We start from the raw sequence: 22,900 nt of genomic DNA, 5'->3' as shown, positions 1-22,900 counted from the left end.
GCTACACCATGGCGTCGGTGACGGGCAGCCCGAACTCGTGCGTGCCGTACATAACGTAGGCGCGCTCGGGATCGTTGGCCGCGTGTACTCGTCCGGCATGCGCGTCACGCCAGAAGCGCTGCAGCGGAGTGCCGTTGGCCAGCGCGGTGGCACCGGAGGACTCGAAGAGCTTGTCGATCGAGGCGATCACCCGGCCGGTGGCGCGCACCTGGTCGCGCCTGGCCCGCACACGCAGGTCGAACGGCACTTCCTCGCCCGCGAGCAGCAGCGCGTACTCCTCGGCCACATTGCCCGAGAGCTGTCGCCAGGCGGCGTCGATATCGCTGGCGGCTTCGGCCACACGGACCTTGGCGAACGGGTCGTCCTTGGCGTTCTCACCCGCGTAGGCCGCGCGCACACGCTTGCCCTGATGCTCGACGTGCGCCTCGTAGGCGCCGTAACCCATGCCGACGATCGGGGTGGAGATGGTCGTGGGATGGATTGTGCCCCACGGCATCTTGTACACCGGATCGGGATTCTGCGCCAGGCCGGGCGAGCGGCCCTCGCTCATCGCGCGGAAGCTGAGGAAGCGGTGCGTCGGCACGAAGATGTCCTCCACCACAACGGTATTGGAACCGGTGCCGCGCAGGCCGACCACATTCCACACGTCGTCGATGCGGTATTCCGAGCGCGGAATCAGGAAGCTGCCGAAGTCGACCGGCTTCCCGTTCTTGATGACGGGTCCGCCGAGCACTGCCCAGGTCGCGTGATCGGAGCCCGAGGACCACGCCCACGACCCGCGCACGATGTACCCGCCGTCGACCGCCTGGCCCATGCCCATGGGGGCGTACGACGAGGAGATCCGCACGTCGGTGTCCTCACCCCACACCTCTTCCTGGGCGGCCTGGTCGAACAGTGCGAGGTGCCAGTTGTGCACGCCGATGATGCCTGCTACCCAGCCCGTCGACCCACAGGCGCTGGCGATGCGGCGCACGGAGTCGTAGAAGACCACCGGGTCGGCGGCATGCCCGCCCCACTGCTTGGGTTGCAGCAGCCGGAAGAACCCGGTCTCCTGCAGTGCCTTCATGGATTCGTCGGGTATGCGGCGCAGGTCTTCGGCCTCCTGCGCGCGTTCGCGCAGCGTCGGCAGCAGCGCCTCGACCCGTTCGGTCACTTCTTGCGTCATTTCGCCAGCCCGTTCCTGCCCTGTCGGAATCGACAAACTGTTCTCGTTCGTCTCTGAGACTAGAACAGGTTCCCATTCCTGTCGAGAAGGGAATAACGCGGACAGCTGGCGTGAACCGGCCGTATTTTGTAACGTGTTCTAGTGAAGAAGGAGGGTTCGGGATGGCAGTCAACCCCAAGGTGAGAGAACTCGATGTCGGTACCACGCCGACCAGGTTCGCGCGCGGCTGGCACTGCGTCGGTCTCGCGAAGACGTTCCGCGACGGTAAACCGCACGCGGTCGAGATCTTCGGAACCAAACTCGTGATCTGGGCCGATACGTCCGACCAGCTCCGCGTGCTCGACGCCTACTGCAGGCATATGGGCGGTGACCTGAGCATGGGCTCGGTGAAGGGCGACGACATCGCCTGCCCGTTCCACGACTGGCGCTGGGGGGCGAGCGGCAAGTGCACCGCGATCCCCTACGGGCGCCGGGTGCCGCCGCTGGCGCGCACCCGCAAGTGGACGACGCTGGAACGCAACGGTCAGCTGTTCGTCTGGCACGACCACGAGGGCAACGAGCCGCCGCCCGAGGTCACGATCCCGCACATCGAGGGCGTGTATACCGACGCGGACGGCAACCCGAGCGAAACCCACGACAGCGGCTGGACCGACTGGACGTGGAACTCGCTGCTGATCGAGGGTGCGAATTGCCGCGAGATCATCGACAACGTCGTGGACATGGCCCACTTCTTCTACATCCACTACGCCTTCCCGACGTACTTCAAGAACGTCTTCGAAGGCCATGTGGCGACCCAGTTCCTGGAGACCAAGGGCCGCCCGGATATCGGCATGGCGGCCAAGCACGGTGGTGAGACGCTGCTCAAGTCGGAGGCGTCGTACTTCGGTCCGTCCTACATGATCAACCCGCTGATCAACATCTACAGCGGGTACGAGATGAAGGTCGTGCTGATCAACTGCCACTATCCGGTCACCCAGGACTCGTTCGTGCTGCAGTGGGGCCTGACCGTCGAGAAGCCCAAGGGCATCGACGACGAGACCGCCACCAAGCTGGCCAACACGATGACCACGTTCTTCGGCGACGGCTTCCTGCAGGACGTGGAGATCTGGAAGCACAAGTCCAAGGTCGAGAACCCGCTGCTGTGCGAGGAGGACGGGCCGGTCTACCAGCTGCGACGCTGGTACGACCAGTTCTACGTGGACATCGCCGATGTCACCGAGAAGATGACCCAGCGCTTCGAGTTCGAGGTCGACACGACCAAGGCGAACGAGGCCTGGGAGGCCGAGGTCGCCGAGAACCTGCGGCGCAAGGCCGAGGAAGCGGGCGTGTGACATGGCCGCCAGCTGGGCCAAGGCACCGGATTTCGCCGATCAGCCCGCCCGCCGGGCGGCGGTGCGGGCCCAGACCGCCCTCGACCAGCAACGGTATCTCGACGAAGGTCTGACGCCCCTGCGGTGTCAGGCGTGCAGCACCGAGGTGCTGGTGCGCAAGGCAAGTGCGCACCAGACCTCGGTGCAGTGGACCGAACGGCCCGAAACGCGCTGTCCGGTCTTCGCCGAGCTGAGTTCCCACGGTGCCCGGCCGGGTCGGCCGGACACCTGTCCGTCGCTGCAGAAGACGATCGAATGGGCGGTCGACGAGGGCGTGCTCGAGGTCCCCGACAACCCGTCCTAGCCGCTACGCCGCCCCGATGGTCGCGGGGCGGCGGGCGGTTCCGAACAGTTCCGCGGTGGCGTGTGCCCGCTTGAAGTACAGGTGGGCGTCGTGTTCCCAGGTGATGGCGATACCGCCGTGCATCTGGATGGTCTCGGCGGCCACCGCGTTGAACGCTTCCGTGCAGTGGGTGCGGGCAACCCACACGTCCTCGGCGGCCGAATCGCTGCCCGCCGCCAGCGACTGGGCGGCCAGCAGCGCGGCCGATTCCGCCGATTCGACGAGCACGTACATATCGGCCATGCGGTGCTTGAGCGCCTGGAAGCTGCCGATCGGCCTGCCGAACTGCACGCGCGCGCTGGTGTATTCGACCGTCATCTCGAGGCAGCGGCGTGCCGCGCCGACCTGTTCGGCGGCCAGCGCCGCCCACGCGATGTCACGCAGCCGGGTGCCCGGGTCGCCGAGCCTGGTCGCCGGGGTTTCGGTGAAGGTGATGCTCGCGAGGGTGCGGGTGTGGTCGAGTCCCGGTGTCGGCGTCACAGTGACACCTGCCGCGGTAGGCGAGGTTTCGAACAATCCGTCGTCGGTGAGTACGAGCAGGACGTCGGCTTGCGCGCCGTGCAGCACGTAATGGGCTGTCCCGCTGAGTGATCCGCCTTCCACGCGCACGCCGTAGTTATCCCAGCCCTGGGGATCCGCCCAGCACAGCGCGGCCGTGCGAGCGCCTTCGGCGAGGTCGGGGAGCAGCCGCTCGCAAGCCTGCTCATCGCCGGCCAACAGGACGGCTTGGACACCGAGTACGGCTGAACCGAGCATCGGCACGCCGCTCAGCACCCGGCCCAATTCGCCGACGACCATGAGCGATTCGACGAGACTCGCGCCGACGCCGCCCCACCGCTCCGGCACCGCGAGGGCCGCGACTCCCACCTGCTCGCACAGCAGCTGCCACAACTTGGGGTCGTACCCGAGGTCGCTGTCCATCGCCGCGCGAAGAGCTTCCGGAGTCGCGTGCTTGGCCAGCAGTGCCCGCACCGACGAGCGGAATTCGAGCAGTTCATTCGATGACATGGGTTTCCTCGGTGCGTAGGGCGGTGGCGATCCGCGCTCGGTGGAAGTCGGCGGTCCCCCAGGCGGTGCGCAGAGCGGCGACCCGGGTGAGCCACAGCGAGAGGTCGCATTCGGCGGTGTAGCCGATCGCGCCATGGACCTGCAGGCCGGCCCGTGACGCGCGGTGGGCCGCATCGCCGCAGGCCACGAGGGCTGCCGATACATCGCGCGCGCGATCGGGGGAGTCGAGGGTGAGGGCGGCGCGGTACAGCAGCGGCTCGGCCAGATCGAGCGCGATCCGTACATCGGCGAGCTGCTGCTTCACCGCTTGGAATTCACCGATGACGCGGCCGAACTGCTTGCGCTGCTTGGCATAGGCGGTCGTCTGATCGAGGATGGCGCGACCCGCTCCTAGTAGCTGTGCCGCGCAGGCGAGCACACCCATATCGAAGGCGAAGTCGACGGCATCGGAATCCTCGGCCACCACCTCGTCGGCGGACACTCCGAACAGCTTGCGGGCCGGATCGATCGACGCGATCGCCGCCGTGCTCTCGAACCGGCGCGCACCAGGGACATCGGCGCCGATATCCGCGGTTTCGTCGGGTTCACCGGTCCCGGGCCGCGATCGGTCGGCGGTAGCGGCGCCGAGTCCTGGCTGACCTGTGGAGACCTGTGCGCTACCGGCCACCAGGACGAATTCAGCGGCATCCGCGTCGAGCGCGACGGTGCGGCCGCCGTGCTCGAAGGCGATGGTGCCGAGCAGTTCACCAGTCGCCACCCCCGACAGCCAGCGCTCGGCGGCGGCCGGGAGGTGTTGCAGCAGAGCGGGAATCACGGCGGCGGATTCGATCACCGGACCAGGTACGGCCGCGCGCCCGAGTTCGATCAGTGCCACCACCAGGTCGACCGGCGTGGCATCCGCGCCGTCGTGTTCCTCGTCGACGATCAGGCCGAAGACACCCATGTCGGCGACCTGCCGCAGGATCGCGCGGCCACGGGCGGTGTCGCCCTCGGACCAGGCGCGCACGGCGGCAGGCACCTGCCCCGCATCCAGGATCTTGCGCAGCTCCGCGGCGAAGTCGAGCTGCTCGGTACTGAGGGCGAATCTCATCGCACACCTCCTGTTGTCGGGTGGTCGATTCGACTCACATCGTTCGACGTCCGGGTCGCGGGCCCAGTGGTCGCGGCGCGAGGGGTCCGGCCGACGTCGGGGACCTCGCGCCGGTGGGTGGAGAAGTTGAGCTGTGTCCGAGCATGCGGGAGGTCGATCGCAGAGCCGGGGGCGCCGCCGAGCTCGTCGCGGGCGGCGCGCACCTCACCTGTGCGCTGCTCGAGATGCAGCAGGAAGCGGGTGTTCATCGCTTGCTCTCCCGTGGCAGGCCGAGGAGGCGTTCGGCGATGATGTTGCGCTGGATCTCATTGGTGCCCGCGTAGATCGGGCCCGCGAGGGAGAACAGGTAGCCGTCGGTCCACGAACTGCGTTGCTCGGCGGCCGGTCCGAGCAGGTCGAGGCCCGTTTCGTGCATGGCGATGTCGAGGTCGGACCAGAACACCTTGGTGATCGAGGATTCCGCGCCGAGCTGGCCGCCGTCCTGCAGGCGGGTGACCGTTCCGAAAGTGTGCAGCCGGTAGGCCTCGGCCCCGAGCCAGGCGTCGACCACGGCGTTGCGGGCGGCGGTATCGGCGGGGTCGCAGGTCTGCTTCCACAGATCGATCAGGCGTCGCGCGGTGGCGCTGAATCGGCCGGGGCTGCGCAGCGAGAGGCCGCGCTCGTTGCTCGAGGTGGCCATCGCCACCCGCCAGCCCTCGTTGGGTGCGCCGATCACGTCGTGGTCGGGGACGAACACGTCGTCGAGGAAGATCTCGGCGAAGCCGGGTTCGCCGTCGAGCTGTGGGATCGGGCGCACGCTCACACCCTCGGCCGTCAGCGGGAACATCACGTAGGTCAGCCCGTGATGACGCTGCGCTTCGGGATCGCTGCGGAACAGGCCGAAAGCCCAATCCGCGTAGGACGCACGGGAACTCCACGTCTTCTGACCGTTGAGCACCCACCCGCCCTCGGTGCGTCGGGCGGTCGAGCGCAGGCCCGCGAGGTCGCTACCCGCCTCGGGCTCCGACCAGGCCTGCGCCCAGATGTCCTCGCCGCGGGCCATTCTCGGCAGGATCCGGGCCAGCTGTTCCTCGGTGCCGTGCTCGAACAGTGTCGGCGCCAGCAGGAAGATGCCGTTCTGGGCCACCCGGCCGGGCGCACCCGCAGCGTAGTACTCCTGCTCGAACAAAACCCATTCGAGAATGGAGGCGTCGCGCCCACCGTATTCACGCGGCCACGACACCGCCGAGAGCCGAGCCTCGGCCAGCGTCGCCTCCCAGGCACGATGGGCGGCAAAGCCTTCCGCGGTGTCCATGGACGGCAGCGGTTCGCGGGGCACATGGGTGGCGAGGAATTCGCGCACCTCGAGCTGGAACTGTGTGGCTGCCTCGTCGATCTCGAGATCCATCTACTTCGACCCGTTCTGTTCGGCCGCGGCGGTCTTCATCGTCTTGGCGTTCATCCCGCCCAGCGAATCGGCGCCGACCTCGGCATTGTGCGCGTGCGCGAAATGATGCAGTCCGAAGACCGAGTCCATGCCCGAGCGCATCCCCATCAGATCCTCGGCCTGGTTCACCGCCTTCTTGGTGAGCGCGAGCCCGAACTGCGGCATGGTGGCGATCTTCTCGGCGAGCGCGATGGTCTCGGCTTCCAGCTCCCCGCGCGGCACGACCCGGTTCACCATGCCCCACTTCTCGGCCTGCGCGGCCCCGAACCGGTCACCGGTGAACAGGAACTCCTTGGCCGCGCGCGGGCCCATCACCCACGGATGCGCGAAGTACTCCACACCCGGAATGCCCATGCGGACAACGGGATCGGAGAAGAAGGCGTCCTCGGAGCAGACGATCAGATCGCACACCCAGGCCAGCATGAGCCCACCGGCGATGCACGCGCCCTGCACCATCGCGATCGTCGGCTTGGGGATCTCGCGCCAGCGCCTGCACATGCCGAGATATACCTCGGTCTCGCGGGCGAATCGCTGGTCGCCACCGGTGCGGTCGACGTGGTCCCACCACAGCGCGGCCTTGTTCTCGTAGTGCGCGTCGTGGTCGCGGCCCGGTGTGCCGATGTCATGCCCGGCGCTGAAGTGTTTTCCGTTGCCCGCGAGCACGATCACCTTCACCGCGGCGTCCTCGACCGCGCGCACGAACGCGGCGTCGAGGGCGTAGGTCATCTTCGAGTTCTGCGCGTTGCGGAAATCGGGCCGGTTCATGGTGATCACAGCCACCGGTCCGCGCACCTCGTAGGTGACGACCTCGGTTTCGGAACTCACGACTTCTCCTCACGTAGCTCGCGCTTGAGCACCTTGCCCGCCGCGCTGTAGGGCAGCCGGTCGCGGAACTCGACGAACCGGGGCACCTTGAAATTCGCCAGATGGGCGCTCGCGTGGGCGAGCACGTCGTCGGCGGTCAGGTTCGTGTCCGGCTTGCGGACGACGAACGCCATGCCGACCTCGCCCATCCGCTCGTCGGCCACCCCGATCACGGCGGACTCGGCGACACCGTCGAGGCGGGCGAGGGTCTGCTCGATCTCGGCGGGATAGACGTTGAATCCGCCGGTGATGTACATGTCCTTGAGCCGGTCGGTGATCTTGAGGTAGCCGCGTTCGTCGACCACGCCGATGTCGCCGGTGTGCAGCCAGCCGTCGGTGTCGATCGCCTCGGCGGTGGCCTCGGGATCGTCGAGGTAGCCGAGCATCACGTTGGGGCCGCGCAGCAACACTTCACCGTTGTCGGCCAGGCGCAGTTCGAAGCCGGCGATGGGCTTGCCGCAGGTGTTGGCGATGGTCTCGGCGTCGTCGTCGGGGTCGCACATGGTGCCGAAACCCGCGGTCTCCGACAGGCCGTAGGCGGTAATGACCACCTCGAAGTCGAGGTCGTCGCGCATCCGCTCGATCAGCACCACCGGCACGGTCGCCGCGCCGGTCACCGCGACGCGCAGCGAAGAGAGGTCACGCTCGCCGCGCTCGGGGTGATCGAGGATGGTCTGGTAGATCGTCGGCGGTCCGGTGAGCACGGTGATCCGTTCGGACTCGACCAGGCGCAGCGCGGCCGGGACGTCGAATGTCGCCTGCGGGACGATCGTCGCCCCGGTGACCAGGCACGCCAGGATGCCCGCCTTGTAACCGAAGTTGTGGAAGAAGGGTGGGATCACCAGGTAGCGGTCGCCCGCGCGCACGGTCGAGCAGGCGCACCAGGCACGCACCACATCCAGGGCCTGCCGGTGGGCGACCAGGGTGCCTTTGCTGCGGCCGGTGGTGCCGGAGGTGAAGAGGATGTCGGAGATGTCGTCGGGGGAGACCTGCGCCGCGCGCGCTTCGCCGTCGGCCTCGGTGACCCGCTCGGCCTCGGCGAGGAAATCGTCCCAGGTGAGCGAGCCGGTCCCGGTGGCCGCGCCCGGCTCGACCGGGATGACGACAACCGTTCCGATGGTCGATTCCGGTGCTTCGGCGAGCAGTTCGGTCACCCGGTCGCGACCGAGGAACGGCCCGGCGACGAACAGCGCCTTCGCATCGACCCGGTTCAGCACGTCGACCGCCTCGGCCGCCACGTACCGCGTGTTCAGCGGCACGAGCGCGGCACCGGCCGAATGCGCGGCCAGTGCGGCCACCACCCAGTGATGGGTATTCGGTGCCCACATGGCGACCCGGTCGCCGGGTTCGATGCCGCGGGCGATGAGCGCGCGCGCCGCGATCCGCACCTGGTCGAGCAGTTGCGCCCACGTCAGGCGGGTTTCGCCGTCGACGATGGCAGGCTCGTGCGGATACGCCGCGGCGGTCTGGCGCAGCGCCTGCGGGGTGGTCTGTGCAGCGGGTGTCACGGGGTCCTCACCGTTGTGCGGTTCGCTGTTCTTCACGAAGCAGCTAACAAAGCAAGTGCTTGGTAGGTTACTCTACCGTGGTGGGCGTGATCCAGACCGCAGATTCAGTTACCTCCGACGCGGAGTTCCGCGCGGGGATCCGGGAGTGGCTTGCCGAAAACCTCGCGGGCGAGTTCGCCGACCTGCGCGGTACCGGCGGGCCGGGCCGAGAACACGAGCACTTCGAGCGACGGCTGGCCTGGGATCGTCATCTCGCCGCCGCCGGCTGGACGTGCCTCGGCTGGCCGGTGGAGTACGGCGGCCGCGACGAGAGCGTCGCCAGGCAGGTGATCTTCCACGAGGAGTACGCCAAGGCCGACGCGCCCGCGCGGGTCTCGCACGTGGGTGAGGAACTGCTCGGGCCGACCGTGCTCGCCTTCGGTACCGAGGAGCAGAAGAAGCGCTTCCTGCCCGGCGTCCGTTCGGTCGGCGAGCTGTGGTGTCAGGGCTACTCCGAGCCGGGCGCGGGTTCCGACCTGGCGGCCGTGTCGACGACCGCCCGCTTCGACGGCGACCAGTGGGTGATCAACGGCCAGAAGATCTGGACCTCGCTGGCCCACGTGGCCGACTGGTGCTTCGTGATCGCCCGCACCGAACGCGGGTCGACCCGTCATCACGGCCTGTCCTACCTGCTCGTCCCGATGAACCAGCCGGGCATAACCGTTCGCCCGATCCAGCAGCTCACCGGCACTTCGGAATTCAACGAGGTGTACTTCGACGACGCCCGCACCGACGCGGACCTCGTCGTCGGCGCGCCGGGTGACGGTTGGCGAATCGCCATGGGCACCTTGACCTTCGAGCGCGGCATCTCCACCCTCGGCCAGCAGATCCGCTTCGCCCGCGAACTCACCGACATCGAGAACCTCGCCCGCCGCACCGGCGCCGTCGACGACCCGTTGATCGCCGCGCGTTTCGACCGCGCCTGGGTGGGGCTGCGGGTGCTGCGCGCCCACGCGCTGCGCACCATGGGCGACGAGAACGACGCGGGCGGCGCCTCGGTGTCGAAGTTGTTGTGGGCCAACTGGCACCGCGATCTCGGCGAGCTGGCCATGGCGGTGCAGGGCGCCGCCGGTCTGGTGATCCCCGACGACGACATGACCGCCTGGCAGCGGCTGTACCTGTTCAGCCGCGCCGACACCATCTACGGAGGTTCGAACGAAGTGCAGCGCAACATCATCGCCGAGCGGGTGCTCGGTCTGCCGCGCGAGGCCCGACCGTGACCGGCCCGCTCGCCACCCCGCCCGCGCCCATCCCCGGCCACGGCCTGCTCACCGGCCGCAAGGGTGTCGTCACGGCCGCCGCCGGTACCGGCATCGGCTCGGCCACCGCCCGCAGGCTCCTGTCCGAGGGTGCCGATGTGGTGGTATCCGATTGGCACGAGCGGAGATTGGGTGAAACCGCCGAACTGCTCGCCAAGGAATTCCCGGAGCGCACCGTCGGTGCCGTGGTGTGCGATGTGCGCGACACCGCCCAGGTGAATCAGCTGCTCACCGCCGCTGCCGCCGAACTCGGGCGCATCGACATCATGATCAACAACGCCGGCCTCGGCGGCGAGACCCCCGTGGTCGACATGACCGACGAGCAGTGGGACCAGGTTCTCGACATCACCCTCACCGGCACCTTCCGCTGCACGCGGGCGGCGCTCGGCTACTTCCGCGACGCGGGCCACGGCGGCGTGATCGTCAACAACGCCAGCGTGCTCGGCTGGCGAGCGCAGCACGGCCAGGCGCACTACGCCGCGGCCAAGGCGGGTGTGATGGCGCTGACCAGGTGCAGCGCGATCGAGGCCGCCGAGTTCGGGGTGCGCATCAATGCCGTCGCGCCGAGCATCGCGCGCCACCCGTTCCTGGACAAGGTGAGCTCATCGGAACTGCTCGACAACCTCAGCGAGCGTGAGGCTTTCGGGCGCGCGGCCGAGCCGTGGGAGGTCGCGGCGACGATCGCCGTGCTGGCCAGCGATTACACCTCGTACCTGACCGGTGAGGTGGTTTCCGTGAGTAGTCAGCGCGCATGACGGCAGCAGCATGCCAAGCAAGTGCTTGGTTGTACGATGTCTAGGGTGACAGCACCCGATACCGCGAAACGCACCCGCCGCGACGAACTGCTCGCCCTCGCCGCCGACCTGTTCGCCGAGCGCGGCCTGCGCGCCACCACGGTGCGCGACATCGCCGATTCGGCGGGCATCCTCTCGGGCAGTCTCTACCACCATTTCGATTCCAAGGAATCCATGGTCGACGAGATCCTGCGCGGCTTCCTCGACGACCTGTTCGGTCGCTACCGCGAGATCGCCGCCGCCGGACTCAGCTCGCGGGCCACCCTCGAGGCCCTGGTCCTCGCCTCCTACGAGGCATTCGACCGGCATCACGCCGCCGTCGCGATCTACCAGGCCGAAGCCAAGAACCTGCGTGACGTGGAACGTTTCGGCTACATCCGTGACTTCAACACCGAGTTCCGCGACCTGTGGCACCGGGTGCTCGCCGCCGGCGTCGCCGACGGCAGCTTCCGGCCCGAACTCGACGTGGAACTGGCCTTCCGCTTCCTGCGCGACACCGTGTGGGTCGCGGTCCGCTGGTACACCCCCGGCGGCCCCATCACCGTGAAAAACCTTGCCTCGCAATATCTGACCATCGTGCTCGACGGGCTCACCGTGCCCGCGAGCGACGCGCCTTAGGAGTACCCCATGACCGCACCCGCCGAGCGCCGCCCCTACACCCCGTTGCGGGAGGCCTATGTAGTCGACGCGGTGCGAACCGCCGTCGGCAAGCGCGGAGGAGCGCTGGCCGGTGTACACCCGGCCGACCTGGGCGCCGCCGCGCTGCGCGGCCTGATCGAGCGCACCGGGATCGATCCCGCCGTTGTCGACGACGTGATCGTCGGCTGCGTGGACAACATCGGTCCGCAGGCGGGCAATATCGGGCGCACGATGTGGCTCACCGCCGGACTCCCCGAGGAAGTTCCCGGTGTCACCGTCGACCGGCAGTGCGGTTCCAGCCAGCAGGCCATCAACTTCGGCGCCCAGGCGATCATGAGCGGCACCGCCGAGGTGATCGTCGCGGGCGGCGTGCAGAACATGAGCGCCATCCCCATCTCCGCCGCCATGCTCGCGGGCAAGGAGTACGGTTTCGACTCGTCGTTCATCGGCGCCGTCGGCTGGGACCAGCGCTACGGCACCGGCGAGATCTCGCAGTTCCGTGGCGCCGAGCTGATCGCCGAGAAGTGGGGCATCACCCGCGAGGACATGGAGCAGTGGGCGCTGCGCAGCCATCAGCGGGCGCGTGCGGCCATCGCCGAAGGCCGCTTCGAGGCCGAGATCGTGCCTGTCGGCGAATTCACCGTGGACCAGGGTCCGCGCGAGACCAGCCTCGAGAAGATGGCGGCCCTGCAGCCCCTGACCGAGGGCAGCCCGCTCACCGCCGCGGTGGCCAGCCAGATCTCCGACGGTGCGAGCGCGACGTTGCTCGCCTCGGAGTGGGCCGTCAAGGAGTACGGGCTCACCCCGCGGGCCCGCATCCATCACGTCAGCGCGCGCGGCGCCGACCCGATCTTCATGCTGAGCGCGCCCATTCCGGCCACCCAGTGGGCGCTGGCGAAGACCGGGCTCACCATCGACGACATCGATGTCATCGAGATCAACGAGGCCTTCGCGCCGGTGGTGCTGGCCTGGATCAAGGAGATCGGCGCCGATCCGGCGAAGGTCAATGTCAACGGCGGTGCCATCGCCCTCGGTCATCCGCTCGGCGCGACCGGCGCGAAGCTGTTCGCCACCCTGCTGCACGAGCTCGAGCGGGTGAACGGCCGCTACGGTCTGCTCACCATCTGTGAGGGCGGCGGCACCGCGAACGTCACCATCATCGAACGCCTCGGCGCGAGCGAGTAATTCGCCGCGAAGCCGCCAGCGGCCCGGTACCGGACACTCCGGTACCGGGCCGCTGTGCGTCCGGCGGACTTGCGGGCGAGCGATCGGTCACCGAGACTGAGCGGTTGCTCTCCCGGCGCCACCGCGATAACACGTTGGCGCAGTGGGTAAGCCATGTGCTGAAGCGGTGCCGGTCAGGTACTGCTCGTGGAAACAGGGAACAGGAATTTCGAATGGGTTACCCACAACCGCCCAACCCGTATCAAGGTCGGCCAGGTCAGCCGATGCAGCCTGGTCAGCCGTATCCGGGCCAGCCGATGCCGGGTCAGCCCTACCAACAGGGTCAGCCTTACCCACAGGCCCAGCCCTACCCGCAGGGACAGCCGTACCCGCAGGGACAGCCGTACGGCGCGCCCGGTGGTTACGGGCAGCCGCCGCGCCGGTCGGGCAGCGGCGGCAAGATCGTTCTCATCCTCGGCGGTCTGGTCGTGCTGGTCGCGATCGCGGTCGGCGCGATCTACATGTTCGGCGGTGGTGGCGGTCCGCTCGGTGGTGGCGGCTACGACACCCCGCGCGCGGCGGCGCAGGCCTGGGTCGACAAGGAGGGCGAGCTCGAAGACCTGGTGTGCGCCTCCGACCGCGACGAGATCGCGAAGTACGAGAACCAGGCCACGCCGACCAAGGCACCGTCGGGCGGCGGTGCACCGAGCGTCACGACGACGCTGAAGAGCGTGGATGTCGCCTCCGGCAGCAAGTCCGGGACGTTCACCACGGCGATGAGCATGACGATCCTCGGCCAGAGCACGACTTCGACCGCGACCTACAAGCTGGTCGAGGAGGACGGCGGCTGGCGGGTGTGCGGCATCCTCAACCCGACCATCGAAACGGAGTGAGTGCGGCGGGTCGGTCCCCTCGGGCCGACCCGGTCGCCGCCTCTCCTGCTCCGCGGGCGTCGGGCACCGGGCCTACGATGGGAGCGGTGAAGGTGCTCGGCGCGTGCCCACTCGACTGTCCTGATGCCTGCTCGTGGGTGGTGACGGTCGAGGACGGCGTCGCGACCGGCCTGCGTGGCAACAAAGAACACCCGGTCACGCGCGGTGCGCTGTGCGTGAAGGTGAATCGCTATCTGGAGCAGGTCGGTGCGCCGGACCGGCTCAGGTATCCGCTGCGCCGGACGGGTCCCAAGGGTTCCGGGCGGTTCGAGCGGATCAGCTGGGACGAGGCGCTCGACGAGATCGCCACCCGGCTCACCGGCATCATCGACGAATACGGCGCCGAGGCGATCTGGCCGTTCCACGGCACCGGCAGCCTCGGCTACCTTCAGGGCCTCGAGGGGTATCCCGGCCGCCGCATGTTCAACGTGCTCGGCGCCTCCCATCATGCGGCGACCATCTGCTCGGTCGCGGGCAGCGCGGGGCTGAACTACACACTCGGCACCTCCGGCGGCATGGACCCGGAGGACTTCGCGAAGTCGAAGCTGATCCTGCTGTGGGGTACCAACCCGCTCACCTCCGGTCATCACCTGTGGAAGTTCGTGCAGGACAGCGGTGCCTACCTGGTCGCGATCGACCCGGTGCGAACCAAGACCGCCGAACGCTGCGACGAACACCTCGCACTCCTGCCCGGCACCGATGCCGCCCTGGCGCTCGGCCTGCTGCACGTGGTGGTTTCGCTGGGCGCCGAGGACACGGAGTTCATCGCCGAGCACACCGAGGGCTGGCCCGAATTCCGTGAGCGCATCATGGAATTCACCCCGGAGCGGGTGGCCGCGATCACCGGCCTCGAGCGCGAACAGATCGTCGCGCTCGGTGAACGGATCGCGGGTACCAGGCCGACCGCGATCCGCGCCTCCCAGGGCATGCAGCGTCACGCCGGTGGCGGGATGGCGCTGCGGGTGCTCGGCTGCCTGCCCGGCGTCACCGGTGACTGGGCGCTTCCCGGAGGTGGCCTGCACTATTCGACGAGCGGGCACTTCGAACTCGACCTGCCCGCCCTGGTGCGCGACGATCTGCTGCCGCACCCGGTGCGCACCTTGTCGATGACCAGGCTCGGTGAGGCCTTGCTCGACGTCGACGACCCGCCGGTGCAGGCGCTGTTCGTGATCGGCGCGAATCCGGTCGGCTCCAATCCGGATCAGCGCCGGGTGATCGAAGGCCTGTCACGCGAAGACCTGTTCACCGTGGTGCTGGAGCATTTCGCCACCGACACGGTCGATTACGCCGACATCGTGCTGCCCGCGACCATGCAACCCGAGCACCTCGACGTGATCGCGGGCTACGGCCACCTGTACCTGGTGTGGAACGAGCCCGCCGTCGAGCCGCCGGGCGAATGTCTTTCCACCACAGAGACTTTCCGCCGACTGTCCCGTCGCCTCGGACTCACCGAGCCGGCGCTGTACGAATCGGACGAGGAACTGGCCCGTCAGCTGCTGAAGGGTCACGATCTCGACCGGTTGCGCGCCGACGGCTTCTTGAAGGTGCAGCCGGGGCCCGTCCCCGCAGGAAAACTCCAGTTCGTCTCTCCACGCGCGCAATTCGCGGGTCACGACCCGCTGCCCACCTACACCCCGCCCGCCGACCCCGGCGACGGACTCGTGCTGATTTCCGCCGCCTCGCACTACTTCCTGAACACCACCTTCGGTGCCAACCCCGAATTGCGCCGCCGCGCAGGCGAAACCCGTATCACGCTGCATCCCGATGATGCCGCCGCGCGCGGAATCGCCGACGGCGCCCCGGTGTCGGTCGTCAACGCTCGCGGTTCCTTCGAGGCGATCGCCGAGGTCTCCGACCGTGTCAGACCCGGCGTAGCGGGTACCACGAAGGGACGCTGGGCCAAGGATTCCGGCGGCGCGACCGTCAACGCCACGATCGCCGAACGCGACGCCGACTTCGGCGGCGGCGCGGTCTTCCACGACAACCGGGTGGAGGTGGTACCCCGCTGACAAGAACCGCACGCGATCACCGAACGAAAGGCACGCAGTGATGTGGAAGTACACCGGCCGCGCGACGCTCGTCGCGGCGGCAACCGCAGGACTCCTCCTCGGCGCGACGACCCCCGCCTCGGCAATGACTCCGTTCAAGCCCACCTACACCCTCGCCACCGGCTGGACCTGCGCCGGGCAGATCGACGCGACGGCCCTGTCCGGGCAAGGCATCACCAGGTCCGGTGAGGCGGAGATGCGGCTGCGCGGCACGTTCTGGAGCGCGACCCCCGGTTCACATCAGAGCGGCTGCACGGTGACGACGACGGTCGAGTGGCGCAATCTCGACACCGGTGCGGGCGGTTCGGCGGCGACTGTCGTCGCAGGCGGTCCGAGCGCGCAGCCGGGCCCCGAGGTCGGCCTGACACTCGCGACGGGCGCCGGACGGATCGAGGCGACCATCCGCACCACGCCGCTGGCGCATCTGCCGAGCACCGGGGAGTTCGCGGTCTCCGAATTCTGAGCGGGAGAGCACCGAACCGGATGCGCGCCTTGTGAGTACCACATCCGGTTCGGTGCTCTGTTCGCCCTTTCGACGGGAGGCTCAGACCCGTCGGGCGGCATCCCGGCGGACCGCTGTGGGGGGGCTCGCCGGGATGGGTCTGGAGTCAGCTCTGCTCGGTGACCGGTGTGTCGACCAGCGTGCCGACGGCCGCGATGCGCGTGAGCGCGTCGGTGACGATGCCGTCGATCAGCTCGGCCACCGTCGGCAGGCTGTCGATGATTCCGGTGACCTGGCCCGCAGGCAGCACACCCGCATCGGTACGGCCCTCGACGAGACCGGCCTTGGTCAGCATCGCCGAGTTCGCGGCCATCACGACCTGCGACCAGCTGAGGTCCTTGGTCTTCCGCATGGCGAGACCGTCGCGCATCAGCGTCGACCACTTCATCCCGGTCATGCTCTTGAACTTGGCGGCGTTGCCGACGGCCGCCGACAGTCCGCGCCAGCCGCCCGAATGTTCCAGGCGCTCCACCAGTTCGGTGTTGAGCATGCGGTGCGGCATGCCGTCGACCTTCACCGAAACCACGGTGTCGCCCAGTCCACGCGCCAGGTACTCCTGTTTCACGGCGTCGGGGACGGTGCTCTCCTGGGTGAGCAGGAACCGGGTGCCCATGGCCACCCCGGCGGCACCGTAGGACAGCGCCGCCGCGAGCCCGCGCCCGTCGAAGAAACCGCCGGCCGCGACGACCGGGATGTCGACGGCATCGAGCACCGAGGGCAGCAGCAGCGTGGTGGCCACCGGTCCGGTGTGCCCACCGCCCTCACCGCCCTGCACGATCACCGCGTCCGCACCCCACGAGGCCACCTTCACGGCGTGCTTGGCGGCACCGATCGACGGAATCACCACCACGCCCGCGTCTTTGAGCCGGGCGATCAGTTCCTTCTTCGGAGCCAGCGCGAACGAGGCGACCCGCACCTGCTCACGGATGAGCAGTTCGATGCGCTCGGGCGCGTCGGTTGCGTCGGCGCGGATGTTCACACCGAACGGCTTGTCGGTGAGCGACTTCGTCTTGGCGACAGCCGCTTCCAGTTCCTCGAAGGTCATCGTCGCCGAGGCGAGAATGCCCAGCCCGCCCGCGTTCGCGGTCGCGGCGACCAGCCGCGGTCCGGCCACCCAGCCCATTCCCGTCTGCACGACGGGATGCTCGATGCCGACCAGCTCGGTCAGCGGGGTACGCAGGCGGGCGGTCATGCGGCCACTTCCTTCTCGCGGAAACCCTTGGGGTCGAGCACGGTCCGGATGAGCCGCAGCTCCTCCTCGGTGGGCAGCCGGGTTTCGCCCGCGTCGGCCAGCCCGGCGATCTCGAAGGAGGTGTTCTCGGCGACCTCCTCGGCCGTCACACCCGGATGCAGCGACAGCGCGCGCATGGTGTGCTCGGGGCCGCCGAAATCGAAGACGCCGAGGTTGGACACCACCCGGTGCAGGTGATGGAAACGGAAGGCGGGGTTGGCCGGGTCGATCTTGTCATAGCCGACACCGCTCACGATGTCGACCTGCTCGCAGAACACCCGCGGGTTGTGCTTGGGCACGAAGTAGCTGGTCGCGTGGTTGATCGTATTGCCGGGCGCCCCACGCACACCGAACATCTGCCTGCGCGGCTGCTGCAACGGCCCGAACGCCGAGAGGTTCTGGTTGCCGAAGCGGTCGAGCTGATTGGCGCCCATCACCACGTGCCGCCGACCCGAGGCCACCACGTCGAACACCTTGGAGAACGGAATCCAGCCCTCCACCGGGGCTTTCGCGCCGATCGCTGGCACCTCGGCGAAGAACAGTGCCTCACCGTCGGACAGCAGCAGGTCGGGTTCGAAGGTGAGCCTGGCCAGTCGCGCGCCGATGGTGGTGATCGTCGACATCGGGCTGGCCATGATCTCGCCCGCGCCACGGAAGATCTCCGCCGCCGCGACGACGCACACCTCCGCGCGCGTGATCTGGCCGGTCGCCGGTACTGCGTTCATCGCTGCTCCTCCGCGAAAGCCTTGACGGCGGACTGGTATTCGTCTTCGTTCACGTCGAGATAGCGCGCCTTGAACTCGGCCCACGACTCCGGCGACTGCGCGGCCGCCACATAGTGCTTCTGGAATTCCTCGTCGCGTCCGTAGCTGCCCGAGAACGTGAAGTGGGCGCCACCGGGTGAGTCGACGACGCCGTCGACCATCATCCGGTTGAGGATCAGCGCCTGCGACGGAACGGCTTTCACCAGTTCGTCGGTGTCGACGAGGCGGTCCACCGAGACGTAGCGTCGTTCGGCCGCAAGGCAGTAGAGGTCGTCGAAGTAGGGATCGACGCCGGTGTAGGCGGCATTGCCGTGCTTGTCGCCCAGGTCCAGATGCACGAACGCCGCATCGAGATTCAGGGCGGGCATGGCGATCAACGTTTCGGTTCGGCCGTCGGCGTGCGGATACGGCGAGACGACGGTCTTCAGCTCGCCCTCCCAGAAGTCCGGCACCGCCGAACCGAGCCCGGCCCGGATCGGCAGGAACGGCATCCGGGCGGCGGCGGCCTGCAATCCGCACTTCACCATGCCCTCGTCCATCTCGCGCACCGTGATCGCACCCTCGGTGCGCGCCTTGGCGAACCACGGGTCGTAGAACGGTGCCGAGTCGAGCGAGACGAAGCCGTAGTACGCCTTGCGTACCTTGCCCGCCGAACACAGCAGGCCGAGGTCCGGCCCGCCGTAGGTCACCACGGTCAGGTCGGTGACATCCGAGCGGAGCAGCGCACGGACCAGCGCCATCGGCTTACGCCGGGATCCCCAACCGCCGAGGCCGATCGTCATCCCGCTGCGCAGCTCGCCGACCACCTCGTCGAGGGTCATTCTTTTGTCGCGCATAGCTTTTCCTACTTCCCCTTTTTCTGCGCGGCGAGGTCGTCGTCGAAACGCGCTCTGATCTCGTCGGCCACCCCGGCCAGGTTGAGCTCCATCGTGAAGCCCTGTTCGTAGCGATAGGAGCGGTGCACGTCCTGCACGTCGATGCCGTTGAGTGCCCGCTTCGCGGCGCGGATCACCCGGCCGTCCTTGTTCGCGATGTTCTTCGCGACCTCCATGGCCGCGGCGTCGAGTTCGGCGCGCGGCACCACCTTGTACACCGACCCGTAGTGGTGCAGCTGCTGGGCGGTGAGCTTGCCCGCGGTGTAGAACATGGTCCGCATCAGGTGCTGGGGGACCAGCCGCGACAGGTGGGTCGCGGCACCGAGCGCACCGCGGTCCACCTCGGGCAGGCCGAAGGTGGCGTCGTCGGAAGCCACGATGACGTCGGAGTTGCCGACCAGGCCGATCCCGCCGCCGAGGCAGAACCCGTTGACGGCGGTGACCACCGGAACCTCGCAGTCGTACACGGCGGCGAAGGCCTCGAAGCATCCGTGATTCGCGCGGATCAGGGCGGTGTGCCCGGTGTCGGCGTTCATCTCCTTGATGTCGACGCCCGCGTTGAAGCCGCGACCCTCCGCGCGCAGCACGACCACGCGGGTGCCGGGGTCGCGTCCGGCGGCGCGCACGGCGTCGGCCAGCGCGAACCAGCCGTCCGACGGCAGCGCGTTGACCGGCGGATAGTCGACCGTGACGACCTCCACCCCCTCGGTTTCGGTATGCCGGTCGATTCCCATGGCAACTGTCCTATCGGTGCGTGCCCGGGCGAACCCGAGACAAAGCAAGCAATTGCTTGGTAGGTTAACACGGTGGCGATAGAAATCGACCTTTCCGGCCAGATCGTTCTGGTGACCGGCGGAGTGCGCGGCGTGGGCGCGGGCATCACCCGCGCCTTCCTCGCGGCGGGCGCGACAGTGCTCACCTGCGCGCGCAGGCCCGCCGACACCCCGATCGACGGCACCGAGCACTACTCCTGCGATGTGCGCGACGACAGCGCGGTCGCCGCCATGTTCGACGAGATCCTCGCCGCGCACGGGCGGCTCGACCATGTCGTGAACAACGCGGGCGGGGCGCCCTTCGCCCTGGCCGACGCGGCGAGCCCGCGCTTCCACACCAAGATCATCGAGCTGAATCTGCTCGCCCCCCTGGTGATCGCGCAGCACGCCAATGCCGTGATGCAGAAACAGGATTCGGGCGGTTCGATCGTGATGGTCTCGAGCGTCAGCGGGCACCGGCCCTCACCCGGCACCGCCGCCTACGGCGCCGCCAAGGCCGGACTGGACAACCTCACCACCTCGCTCGCGGTGGAATGGGCGCCGAAGGTCCGCCTCAATTCCGTGGTGGTCGGACCGGTGGAAACCGAACTGAGCCACCTGCACTACGGCGACGCCGACGGTGTCGCCGCCGTCGGCGCGACCATCCCGCTCGGCCGCCTCGCCGCCCCCGCCGACGTCGGCAATGCCGCCCTCTTCCTCGCCTCCCCGCTGGCCGCCTACATCAGCGGCGCGAGCCTGCTGGTGCACGGCGCGGGGGAGCGGCCCGCCTTTCTCGATGCCGCGAATACGAACCACGGATAACTAGGAGTTTCGATGGACCAGCAGTTGATCTGCGCCGACCGCACGGTGATCGTCACGGGTGCGGGTCGCGGGATCGGGCGCGCGCACGCGCTCGCCTTCGCCGCCGCGGGTGCGCGCGTCGTCGTCAACGACGTCGGCACCGCGCTCGACGGCGCACCCACCTCGGAGACGCCCGCGCAGCAGGTCGTCGACGAGATCGTCGCCGCCGGTGGGCAGGCGGTCGCCAACTACGACGACGTGGCCGACTGGGAAGGCGCGCGCCGGCTCGTCCGCCAGGCCGTGGACACCTTCGGTGGGCTCGACGTGCTGGTCAACAATGCCGGTTTCGTGCGCGACCGCATGCTGGTGAACCTGAGTGAGGACGAGTGGGACGCGGTGATCCGCGTGCACCTCAAGGGCCATTTCGCCACCATGCGTCATGCCGCCGAGTACTGGCGCGGTGAGGCCAAGGCCGGGCGCGCGGTCGACGCCCGCGTCGTCAACACCAGCTCCGGCGCCGGTCTGCAGGGCAGCGTCGGCCAGGGCAACTACGGCGCGGCCAAGGCGGGCATCGCGGGGCTCACGCTCACCGCCGCGGCGGAGTTCGGGCGCTACGGCGTCACCGTCAACGCCATCGCGCCCGCGGCCCGCACGCGGATGACCGAAACGGTCTTCGCCGAAACCATGGCCGCGCCCGATGCCGGCTTCGACGCCATGGACCCGGCGAACATCTCGCCGCTGGTCGTCTGGCTCGGCAGCCCCGAGTCCGCCGGGGTGACCGGGCGGATGTTCGAGGTGGAGGGCGGCAAGGTCGCGCTGGCCGAAGGCTGGCGGCACGGCGTCGCCGTCGATCGCGGTGCGCGCTGGGATCCGGCCGAACTCGGTCCGGTGGTGGCTCAGCTGATCGAGAAGGGCGCCGAACCGGAGCCGGTTTACGGTGCATAGCTAACTTCGCAAGAGGACACTGAGCGAAGCCGCCGGGCCTGCGGTTTTGCCATGTCATAGGCGTCCAGGGGGCTGGACGGCTCTTGCGCTCTCCTGCGGGGTTCTGCGCGTGGGTTTACTATGGGCTACTGTTCGTCGATCCCGGAATGTGTCGCGACCGGGGGTAATGCTGCGCGGAATTACTTAAAGGGGATGACAGGCGCATGGCCGTTGGTCGCATGTTGCGCGTTCTTGCCGCTGCGAGTGTCTTGGCCGGCTGCGCCCTATTGGGGCCCGTCGCCGCATTCGCCGCGCCGGAAAAGCCGCCGACGCCCGCCGCGCAACCGTCCGGCAGCGGGAGTACCGGCATCGGCGGAAGCGGCGGAGGACCGGCCGAGGACCCAGCCCAGGGCAACGGCAAGCCGGTCGAACTCACCCTGCCGGGTACGGGCAGCGGCAACGACCCGGCACCGGCGAATCAGGGCGATCCACCACAGACCGGTGCCGAAGTCGCCGAAGAGACCGAGTGGACCCCGCTGAGCATCCCCGGCCAGGACACCACCGAACTCCCGACCAAGGAAGTGGCCGGTCCGGCCTCCGGCTCCGCCGTTCTCGGCGCGGGTTCGGCCGCCGCCGGGTTGGTGCTCGGCACCGGGTCGGCAGGCCTCGGCGTGCTCCTCGGCACCGGCTCCGCGGGCCTCGGCGCCGTGCTCGGCACGGGCTCGGCAGGCGCCTTCGCGATCCTCGGCACCGGTTCCGCCGGTGCCGCCGCTGTACTCGCCACCGGTTCGGCCGGTGCCGCCGCGGTACTGGGCACCGGTTCAGCCGCCGTCGGCTCGGCCGCGGCGGGGACGGGCTCGGCGCTGGCCGGTACCGGCTCCGCGGCCGTCGGCTCGGCTGCCGTCGGTTCGGCCGCGGTCGGTTCCGCGGGCGCTGGTTCGGCTGCGACCGGTTCGGCCGCCGTCGGCTCGGCCGCTGTCGGTTCGGCCTCGCCGCTGCTGCTGTTGCTGTTGCTGCAGACCCCGCCCACACCGTCGCCCGCGCTGCCCGCGATCGCTATCCCGCCCGCACCGGGCACGCCGTCGATCCCGGGTATCTCCGCGCCGAATGTGGCGGTGGCGGCCCCGGCCGCTGCGCCGCCGCCCCCGGCCGCCGCCCCCGCGCCGCCTGCCGCCGCCGCGCCCGCTCAGGCCGCCAAGCCCAACCACGAGGTCCGGCCGACCAGCGACAACAACGGTCTGCCCGAACCCGAACTGCTGTCGGTGATCGGCGGCCTGATAGCGCTCGCCCTGGCCGGAACCGGTTCGGGCGCAGTGAGTTTCCAAGGTGCCGCCGCCGCCCAGGCGCGGGTGAACGCGGCGCGTGCCGAGTTCTTCGGACCGAGGTCGTGAGGGGATCTTCG

General features: G+C 68.9%; 23 protein-coding genes. 12 read left to right on the top strand and 11 right to left on the bottom strand.

All coding sequences use genetic code 11. From position 1 onward, the window contains the following. Position 1 precedes the first annotated feature (1 nt). Positions 2-1,165 carry a 3-hydroxy-9,10-secoandrosta-1,3,5(10)-triene-9,17-dione monooxygenase oxygenase subunit gene (gene hsaA, locus AB0F86_RS27915; protein ID WP_356986700.1) on the bottom strand — a complete coding sequence of 388 codons (1,164 nt, stop codon included), beginning with the start codon at positions 1,163-1,165 and terminating at the stop codon, positions 2-4. A 161-nt stretch (positions 1,166-1,326) separates the two neighbouring features. Here hsaA and AB0F86_RS27910 point away from each other — a divergent pair, with 161 nt between their 5' ends. Together AB0F86_RS27910 and AB0F86_RS27905 are read left to right on the top strand one after the other, a co-directional pair. Further along, on the top strand, positions 1,327-2,496 hold the full coding sequence (locus AB0F86_RS27910) for a Rieske 2Fe-2S domain-containing protein (protein WP_067640650.1): 1,170 nt from the start codon (positions 1,327-1,329) through the stop codon (positions 2,494-2,496). A 1-nt stretch (position 2,497) separates the two neighbouring features. After that, a complete protein-coding gene (locus AB0F86_RS27905; protein WP_181701039.1) occupies positions 2,498-2,839 on the top strand; it encodes a hypothetical protein in 342 nt (113 codons plus the stop codon). 3 nt (positions 2,840-2,842) lie between these two features. On the opposite strand, the gene AB0F86_RS27900 is transcribed toward AB0F86_RS27905, so the two are convergent. From AB0F86_RS27900 to AB0F86_RS27875, 6 genes are read right to left on the bottom strand one after another with little or no spacing between them, the layout of a single operon-like run. After that, a complete protein-coding gene (locus AB0F86_RS27900) occupies positions 2,843-3,886 on the bottom strand; it encodes an acyl-CoA dehydrogenase family protein (RefSeq protein WP_356986702.1) in 1,044 nt (347 codons plus the stop codon). Next, positions 3,873-4,976: an acyl-CoA dehydrogenase family protein gene (locus tag AB0F86_RS27895; RefSeq protein WP_356986704.1), complete on the bottom strand. Its 1,104-nt coding sequence runs from the start codon at positions 4,974-4,976 to the stop codon at positions 3,873-3,875. Before AB0F86_RS27895 ends, AB0F86_RS27900 begins: the two co-directional genes overlap by 14 nt. After that, positions 4,973-5,224, bottom strand: coding sequence for a hypothetical protein (locus AB0F86_RS27890; RefSeq protein ID WP_356986706.1), 252 nt, complete (start codon positions 5,222-5,224; stop codon positions 4,973-4,975). The genes AB0F86_RS27895 and AB0F86_RS27890 overlap by 4 nt, the downstream gene beginning before the upstream one ends. After that, on the bottom strand, positions 5,221-6,363 hold the full coding sequence (locus tag AB0F86_RS27885) for an acyl-CoA dehydrogenase family protein (protein ID WP_356986707.1): 1,143 nt from the start codon (positions 6,361-6,363) through the stop codon (positions 5,221-5,223). The genes AB0F86_RS27890 and AB0F86_RS27885 overlap by 4 nt, the downstream gene beginning before the upstream one ends. Beyond that, complete coding sequence (locus AB0F86_RS27880; protein ID WP_356986709.1) at positions 6,364-7,227, bottom strand: enoyl-CoA hydratase; 864 nt, start codon at positions 7,225-7,227, stop codon at positions 6,364-6,366. Then, positions 7,224-8,774, bottom strand: a complete 1,551-nt coding sequence (locus tag AB0F86_RS27875; protein ID WP_356986711.1) for a FadD3 family acyl-CoA ligase — start codon at positions 8,772-8,774, stop codon at positions 7,224-7,226. The genes AB0F86_RS27880 and AB0F86_RS27875 overlap by 4 nt, the downstream gene beginning before the upstream one ends. Before the next feature lie 80 nt (positions 8,775-8,854). Between AB0F86_RS27875 and AB0F86_RS27870 the strand changes: the two genes are divergently transcribed. The 7 genes from AB0F86_RS27870 to AB0F86_RS27840 all read left to right on the top strand — a co-directional run bounded on the left by AB0F86_RS27870 (position 8,855) and on the right by AB0F86_RS27840 (position 16,112). Beyond that, the gene (locus AB0F86_RS27870) at positions 8,855-10,033 is read left to right on the top strand and encodes an acyl-CoA dehydrogenase family protein (RefSeq protein WP_356986713.1); all 1,179 of its coding nucleotides are present in this window, start codon (positions 8,855-8,857) and stop codon (positions 10,031-10,033) included. Next, positions 10,030-10,827, top strand: a complete 798-nt coding sequence (locus tag AB0F86_RS27865) for an SDR family oxidoreductase (protein WP_356986715.1) — start codon at positions 10,030-10,032, stop codon at positions 10,825-10,827. The genes AB0F86_RS27870 and AB0F86_RS27865 overlap by 4 nt, the downstream gene beginning before the upstream one ends. A 36-nt stretch (positions 10,828-10,863) precedes the next feature. Next, the gene (locus AB0F86_RS27860) at positions 10,864-11,484 is read left to right on the top strand and encodes a TetR/AcrR family transcriptional regulator (protein ID WP_181701022.1); all 621 of its coding nucleotides are present in this window, start codon (positions 10,864-10,866) and stop codon (positions 11,482-11,484) included. Between the two features lie 45 nt (positions 11,485-11,529). Next, positions 11,530-12,690, top strand: coding sequence for an acetyl-CoA C-acetyltransferase (locus AB0F86_RS27855; protein WP_356986816.1), 1,161 nt, complete (start codon positions 11,530-11,532; stop codon positions 12,688-12,690). Positions 12,691-12,902: 212 nt separating this feature from the next. After that, the gene (locus AB0F86_RS27850; protein WP_356986716.1) at positions 12,903-13,562 is read left to right on the top strand and encodes a hypothetical protein; all 660 of its coding nucleotides are present in this window, start codon (positions 12,903-12,905) and stop codon (positions 13,560-13,562) included. Positions 13,563-13,639: 77 nt separating this feature from the next. Continuing rightward, positions 13,640-15,610, top strand: coding sequence for a molybdopterin-dependent oxidoreductase (locus tag AB0F86_RS27845; protein ID WP_356986718.1), 1,971 nt, complete (start codon positions 13,640-13,642; stop codon positions 15,608-15,610). Positions 15,611-15,650: 40 nt separating this feature from the next. Then, positions 15,651-16,112: a hypothetical protein gene (locus tag AB0F86_RS27840; RefSeq protein ID WP_356986720.1), complete on the top strand. Its 462-nt coding sequence runs from the start codon at positions 15,651-15,653 to the stop codon at positions 16,110-16,112. A gap of 145 nt (positions 16,113-16,257) precedes the next feature. Here the strand turns inward: AB0F86_RS27840 and AB0F86_RS27835 are convergent, their stop codons facing one another. The 4 genes from AB0F86_RS27835 to AB0F86_RS27820 are packed head-to-tail and all read right to left on the bottom strand — an operon-like array spanning position 16,258 to position 19,755. Then, entirely contained in the window at positions 16,258-17,343 is a 1,086-nt protein-coding gene (locus AB0F86_RS27835) for a nitronate monooxygenase (RefSeq protein WP_356986722.1), read from the bottom strand. Beyond that, positions 17,340-18,107, bottom strand: a complete 768-nt coding sequence (locus AB0F86_RS27830) for a CoA-transferase (RefSeq protein ID WP_181701010.1) — start codon at positions 18,105-18,107, stop codon at positions 17,340-17,342. The genes AB0F86_RS27835 and AB0F86_RS27830 overlap by 4 nt, the downstream gene beginning before the upstream one ends. After that, positions 18,104-18,982, bottom strand: a complete 879-nt coding sequence (locus tag AB0F86_RS27825; protein WP_356986724.1) for a CoA-transferase — start codon at positions 18,980-18,982, stop codon at positions 18,104-18,106. The genes AB0F86_RS27830 and AB0F86_RS27825 overlap by 4 nt, the downstream gene beginning before the upstream one ends. An 8-nt stretch (positions 18,983-18,990) precedes the next feature. Then, complete coding sequence (locus AB0F86_RS27820; RefSeq protein ID WP_181701007.1) at positions 18,991-19,755, bottom strand: enoyl-CoA hydratase family protein; 765 nt, start codon at positions 19,753-19,755, stop codon at positions 18,991-18,993. Positions 19,756-19,833: 78 nt separating this feature from the next. On the opposite strand from AB0F86_RS27820, the gene AB0F86_RS27815 reads away from it, so the two are divergent. The 3 genes from AB0F86_RS27815 to AB0F86_RS27805 all read left to right on the top strand — a co-directional run bounded on the left by AB0F86_RS27815 (position 19,834) and on the right by AB0F86_RS27805 (position 22,889). Beyond that, complete coding sequence (locus AB0F86_RS27815) at positions 19,834-20,595, top strand: SDR family oxidoreductase (protein ID WP_356986817.1); 762 nt, start codon at positions 19,834-19,836, stop codon at positions 20,593-20,595. A 12-nt stretch (positions 20,596-20,607) separates the two neighbouring features. Then, on the top strand, positions 20,608-21,519 hold the full coding sequence (locus AB0F86_RS27810) for an SDR family oxidoreductase (RefSeq protein WP_181701004.1): 912 nt from the start codon (positions 20,608-20,610) through the stop codon (positions 21,517-21,519). 203 nt (positions 21,520-21,722) lie between these two features. Further along, a complete protein-coding gene (locus tag AB0F86_RS27805; RefSeq protein ID WP_356986726.1) occupies positions 21,723-22,889 on the top strand; it encodes a hypothetical protein in 1,167 nt (388 codons plus the stop codon). Positions 22,890-22,900: the final 11 nt, after the last annotated feature.

The organism is Nocardia sp. NPDC023733 (assembly GCF_040639775.1).
Taxonomy (GTDB): Bacteria; Actinomycetota; Actinomycetes; order Mycobacteriales; family Mycobacteriaceae; genus Nocardia; species Nocardia rosealba.
The sequence above is the reverse complement of the archived record's forward strand: the minus strand, read 5'-3'. Positions and strand labels throughout refer to the sequence as shown.

Coding starts and splice junctions, on each gene's coding strand:
- hsaA (WP_356986700.1), bottom strand. CDS start 1,165: ATGACGCAAGAAGTGACCGAACGGGTCGAGGCGCTGCTGCCGACGCTG.
- AB0F86_RS27845 (WP_356986718.1), top strand. CDS start 13,640: ATGGGAGCGGTGAAGGTGCTCGGCGCGTGCCCACTCGACTGTCCTGAT.
- AB0F86_RS27905 (WP_181701039.1), top strand. CDS start 2,498: ATGGCCGCCAGCTGGGCCAAGGCACCGGATTTCGCCGATCAGCCCGCC.
- AB0F86_RS27860 (WP_181701022.1), top strand. CDS start 10,864: ATGTCTAGGGTGACAGCACCCGATACCGCGAAACGCACCCGCCGCGAC.
- AB0F86_RS27810 (WP_181701004.1), top strand. CDS start 20,608: ATGGACCAGCAGTTGATCTGCGCCGACCGCACGGTGATCGTCACGGGT.
- AB0F86_RS27825 (WP_356986724.1), bottom strand. CDS start 18,982: ATGCGCGACAAAAGAATGACCCTCGACGAGGTGGTCGGCGAGCTGCGC.
- AB0F86_RS27890 (WP_356986706.1), bottom strand. CDS start 5,224: ATGAACACCCGCTTCCTGCTGCATCTCGAGCAGCGCACAGGTGAGGTG.
- AB0F86_RS27840 (WP_356986720.1), top strand. CDS start 15,651: ATGTGGAAGTACACCGGCCGCGCGACGCTCGTCGCGGCGGCAACCGCA.
- AB0F86_RS27910 (WP_067640650.1), top strand. CDS start 1,327: ATGGCAGTCAACCCCAAGGTGAGAGAACTCGATGTCGGTACCACGCCG.
- AB0F86_RS27885 (WP_356986707.1), bottom strand. CDS start 6,363: ATGGATCTCGAGATCGACGAGGCAGCCACACAGTTCCAGCTCGAGGTG.
- AB0F86_RS27895 (WP_356986704.1), bottom strand. CDS start 4,976: ATGAGATTCGCCCTCAGTACCGAGCAGCTCGACTTCGCCGCGGAGCTG.
- AB0F86_RS27900 (WP_356986702.1), bottom strand. CDS start 3,886: ATGTCATCGAATGAACTGCTCGAATTCCGCTCGTCGGTGCGGGCACTG.
- AB0F86_RS27835 (WP_356986722.1), bottom strand. CDS start 17,343: ATGACCGCCCGCCTGCGTACCCCGCTGACCGAGCTGGTCGGCATCGAG.
- AB0F86_RS27805 (WP_356986726.1), top strand. CDS start 21,723: ATGGCCGTTGGTCGCATGTTGCGCGTTCTTGCCGCTGCGAGTGTCTTG.
- AB0F86_RS27830 (WP_181701010.1), bottom strand. CDS start 18,107: ATGAACGCAGTACCGGCGACCGGCCAGATCACGCGCGCGGAGGTGTGC.
- AB0F86_RS27820 (WP_181701007.1), bottom strand. CDS start 19,755: ATGGGAATCGACCGGCATACCGAAACCGAGGGGGTGGAGGTCGTCACG.
- AB0F86_RS27850 (WP_356986716.1), top strand. CDS start 12,903: ATGGGTTACCCACAACCGCCCAACCCGTATCAAGGTCGGCCAGGTCAG.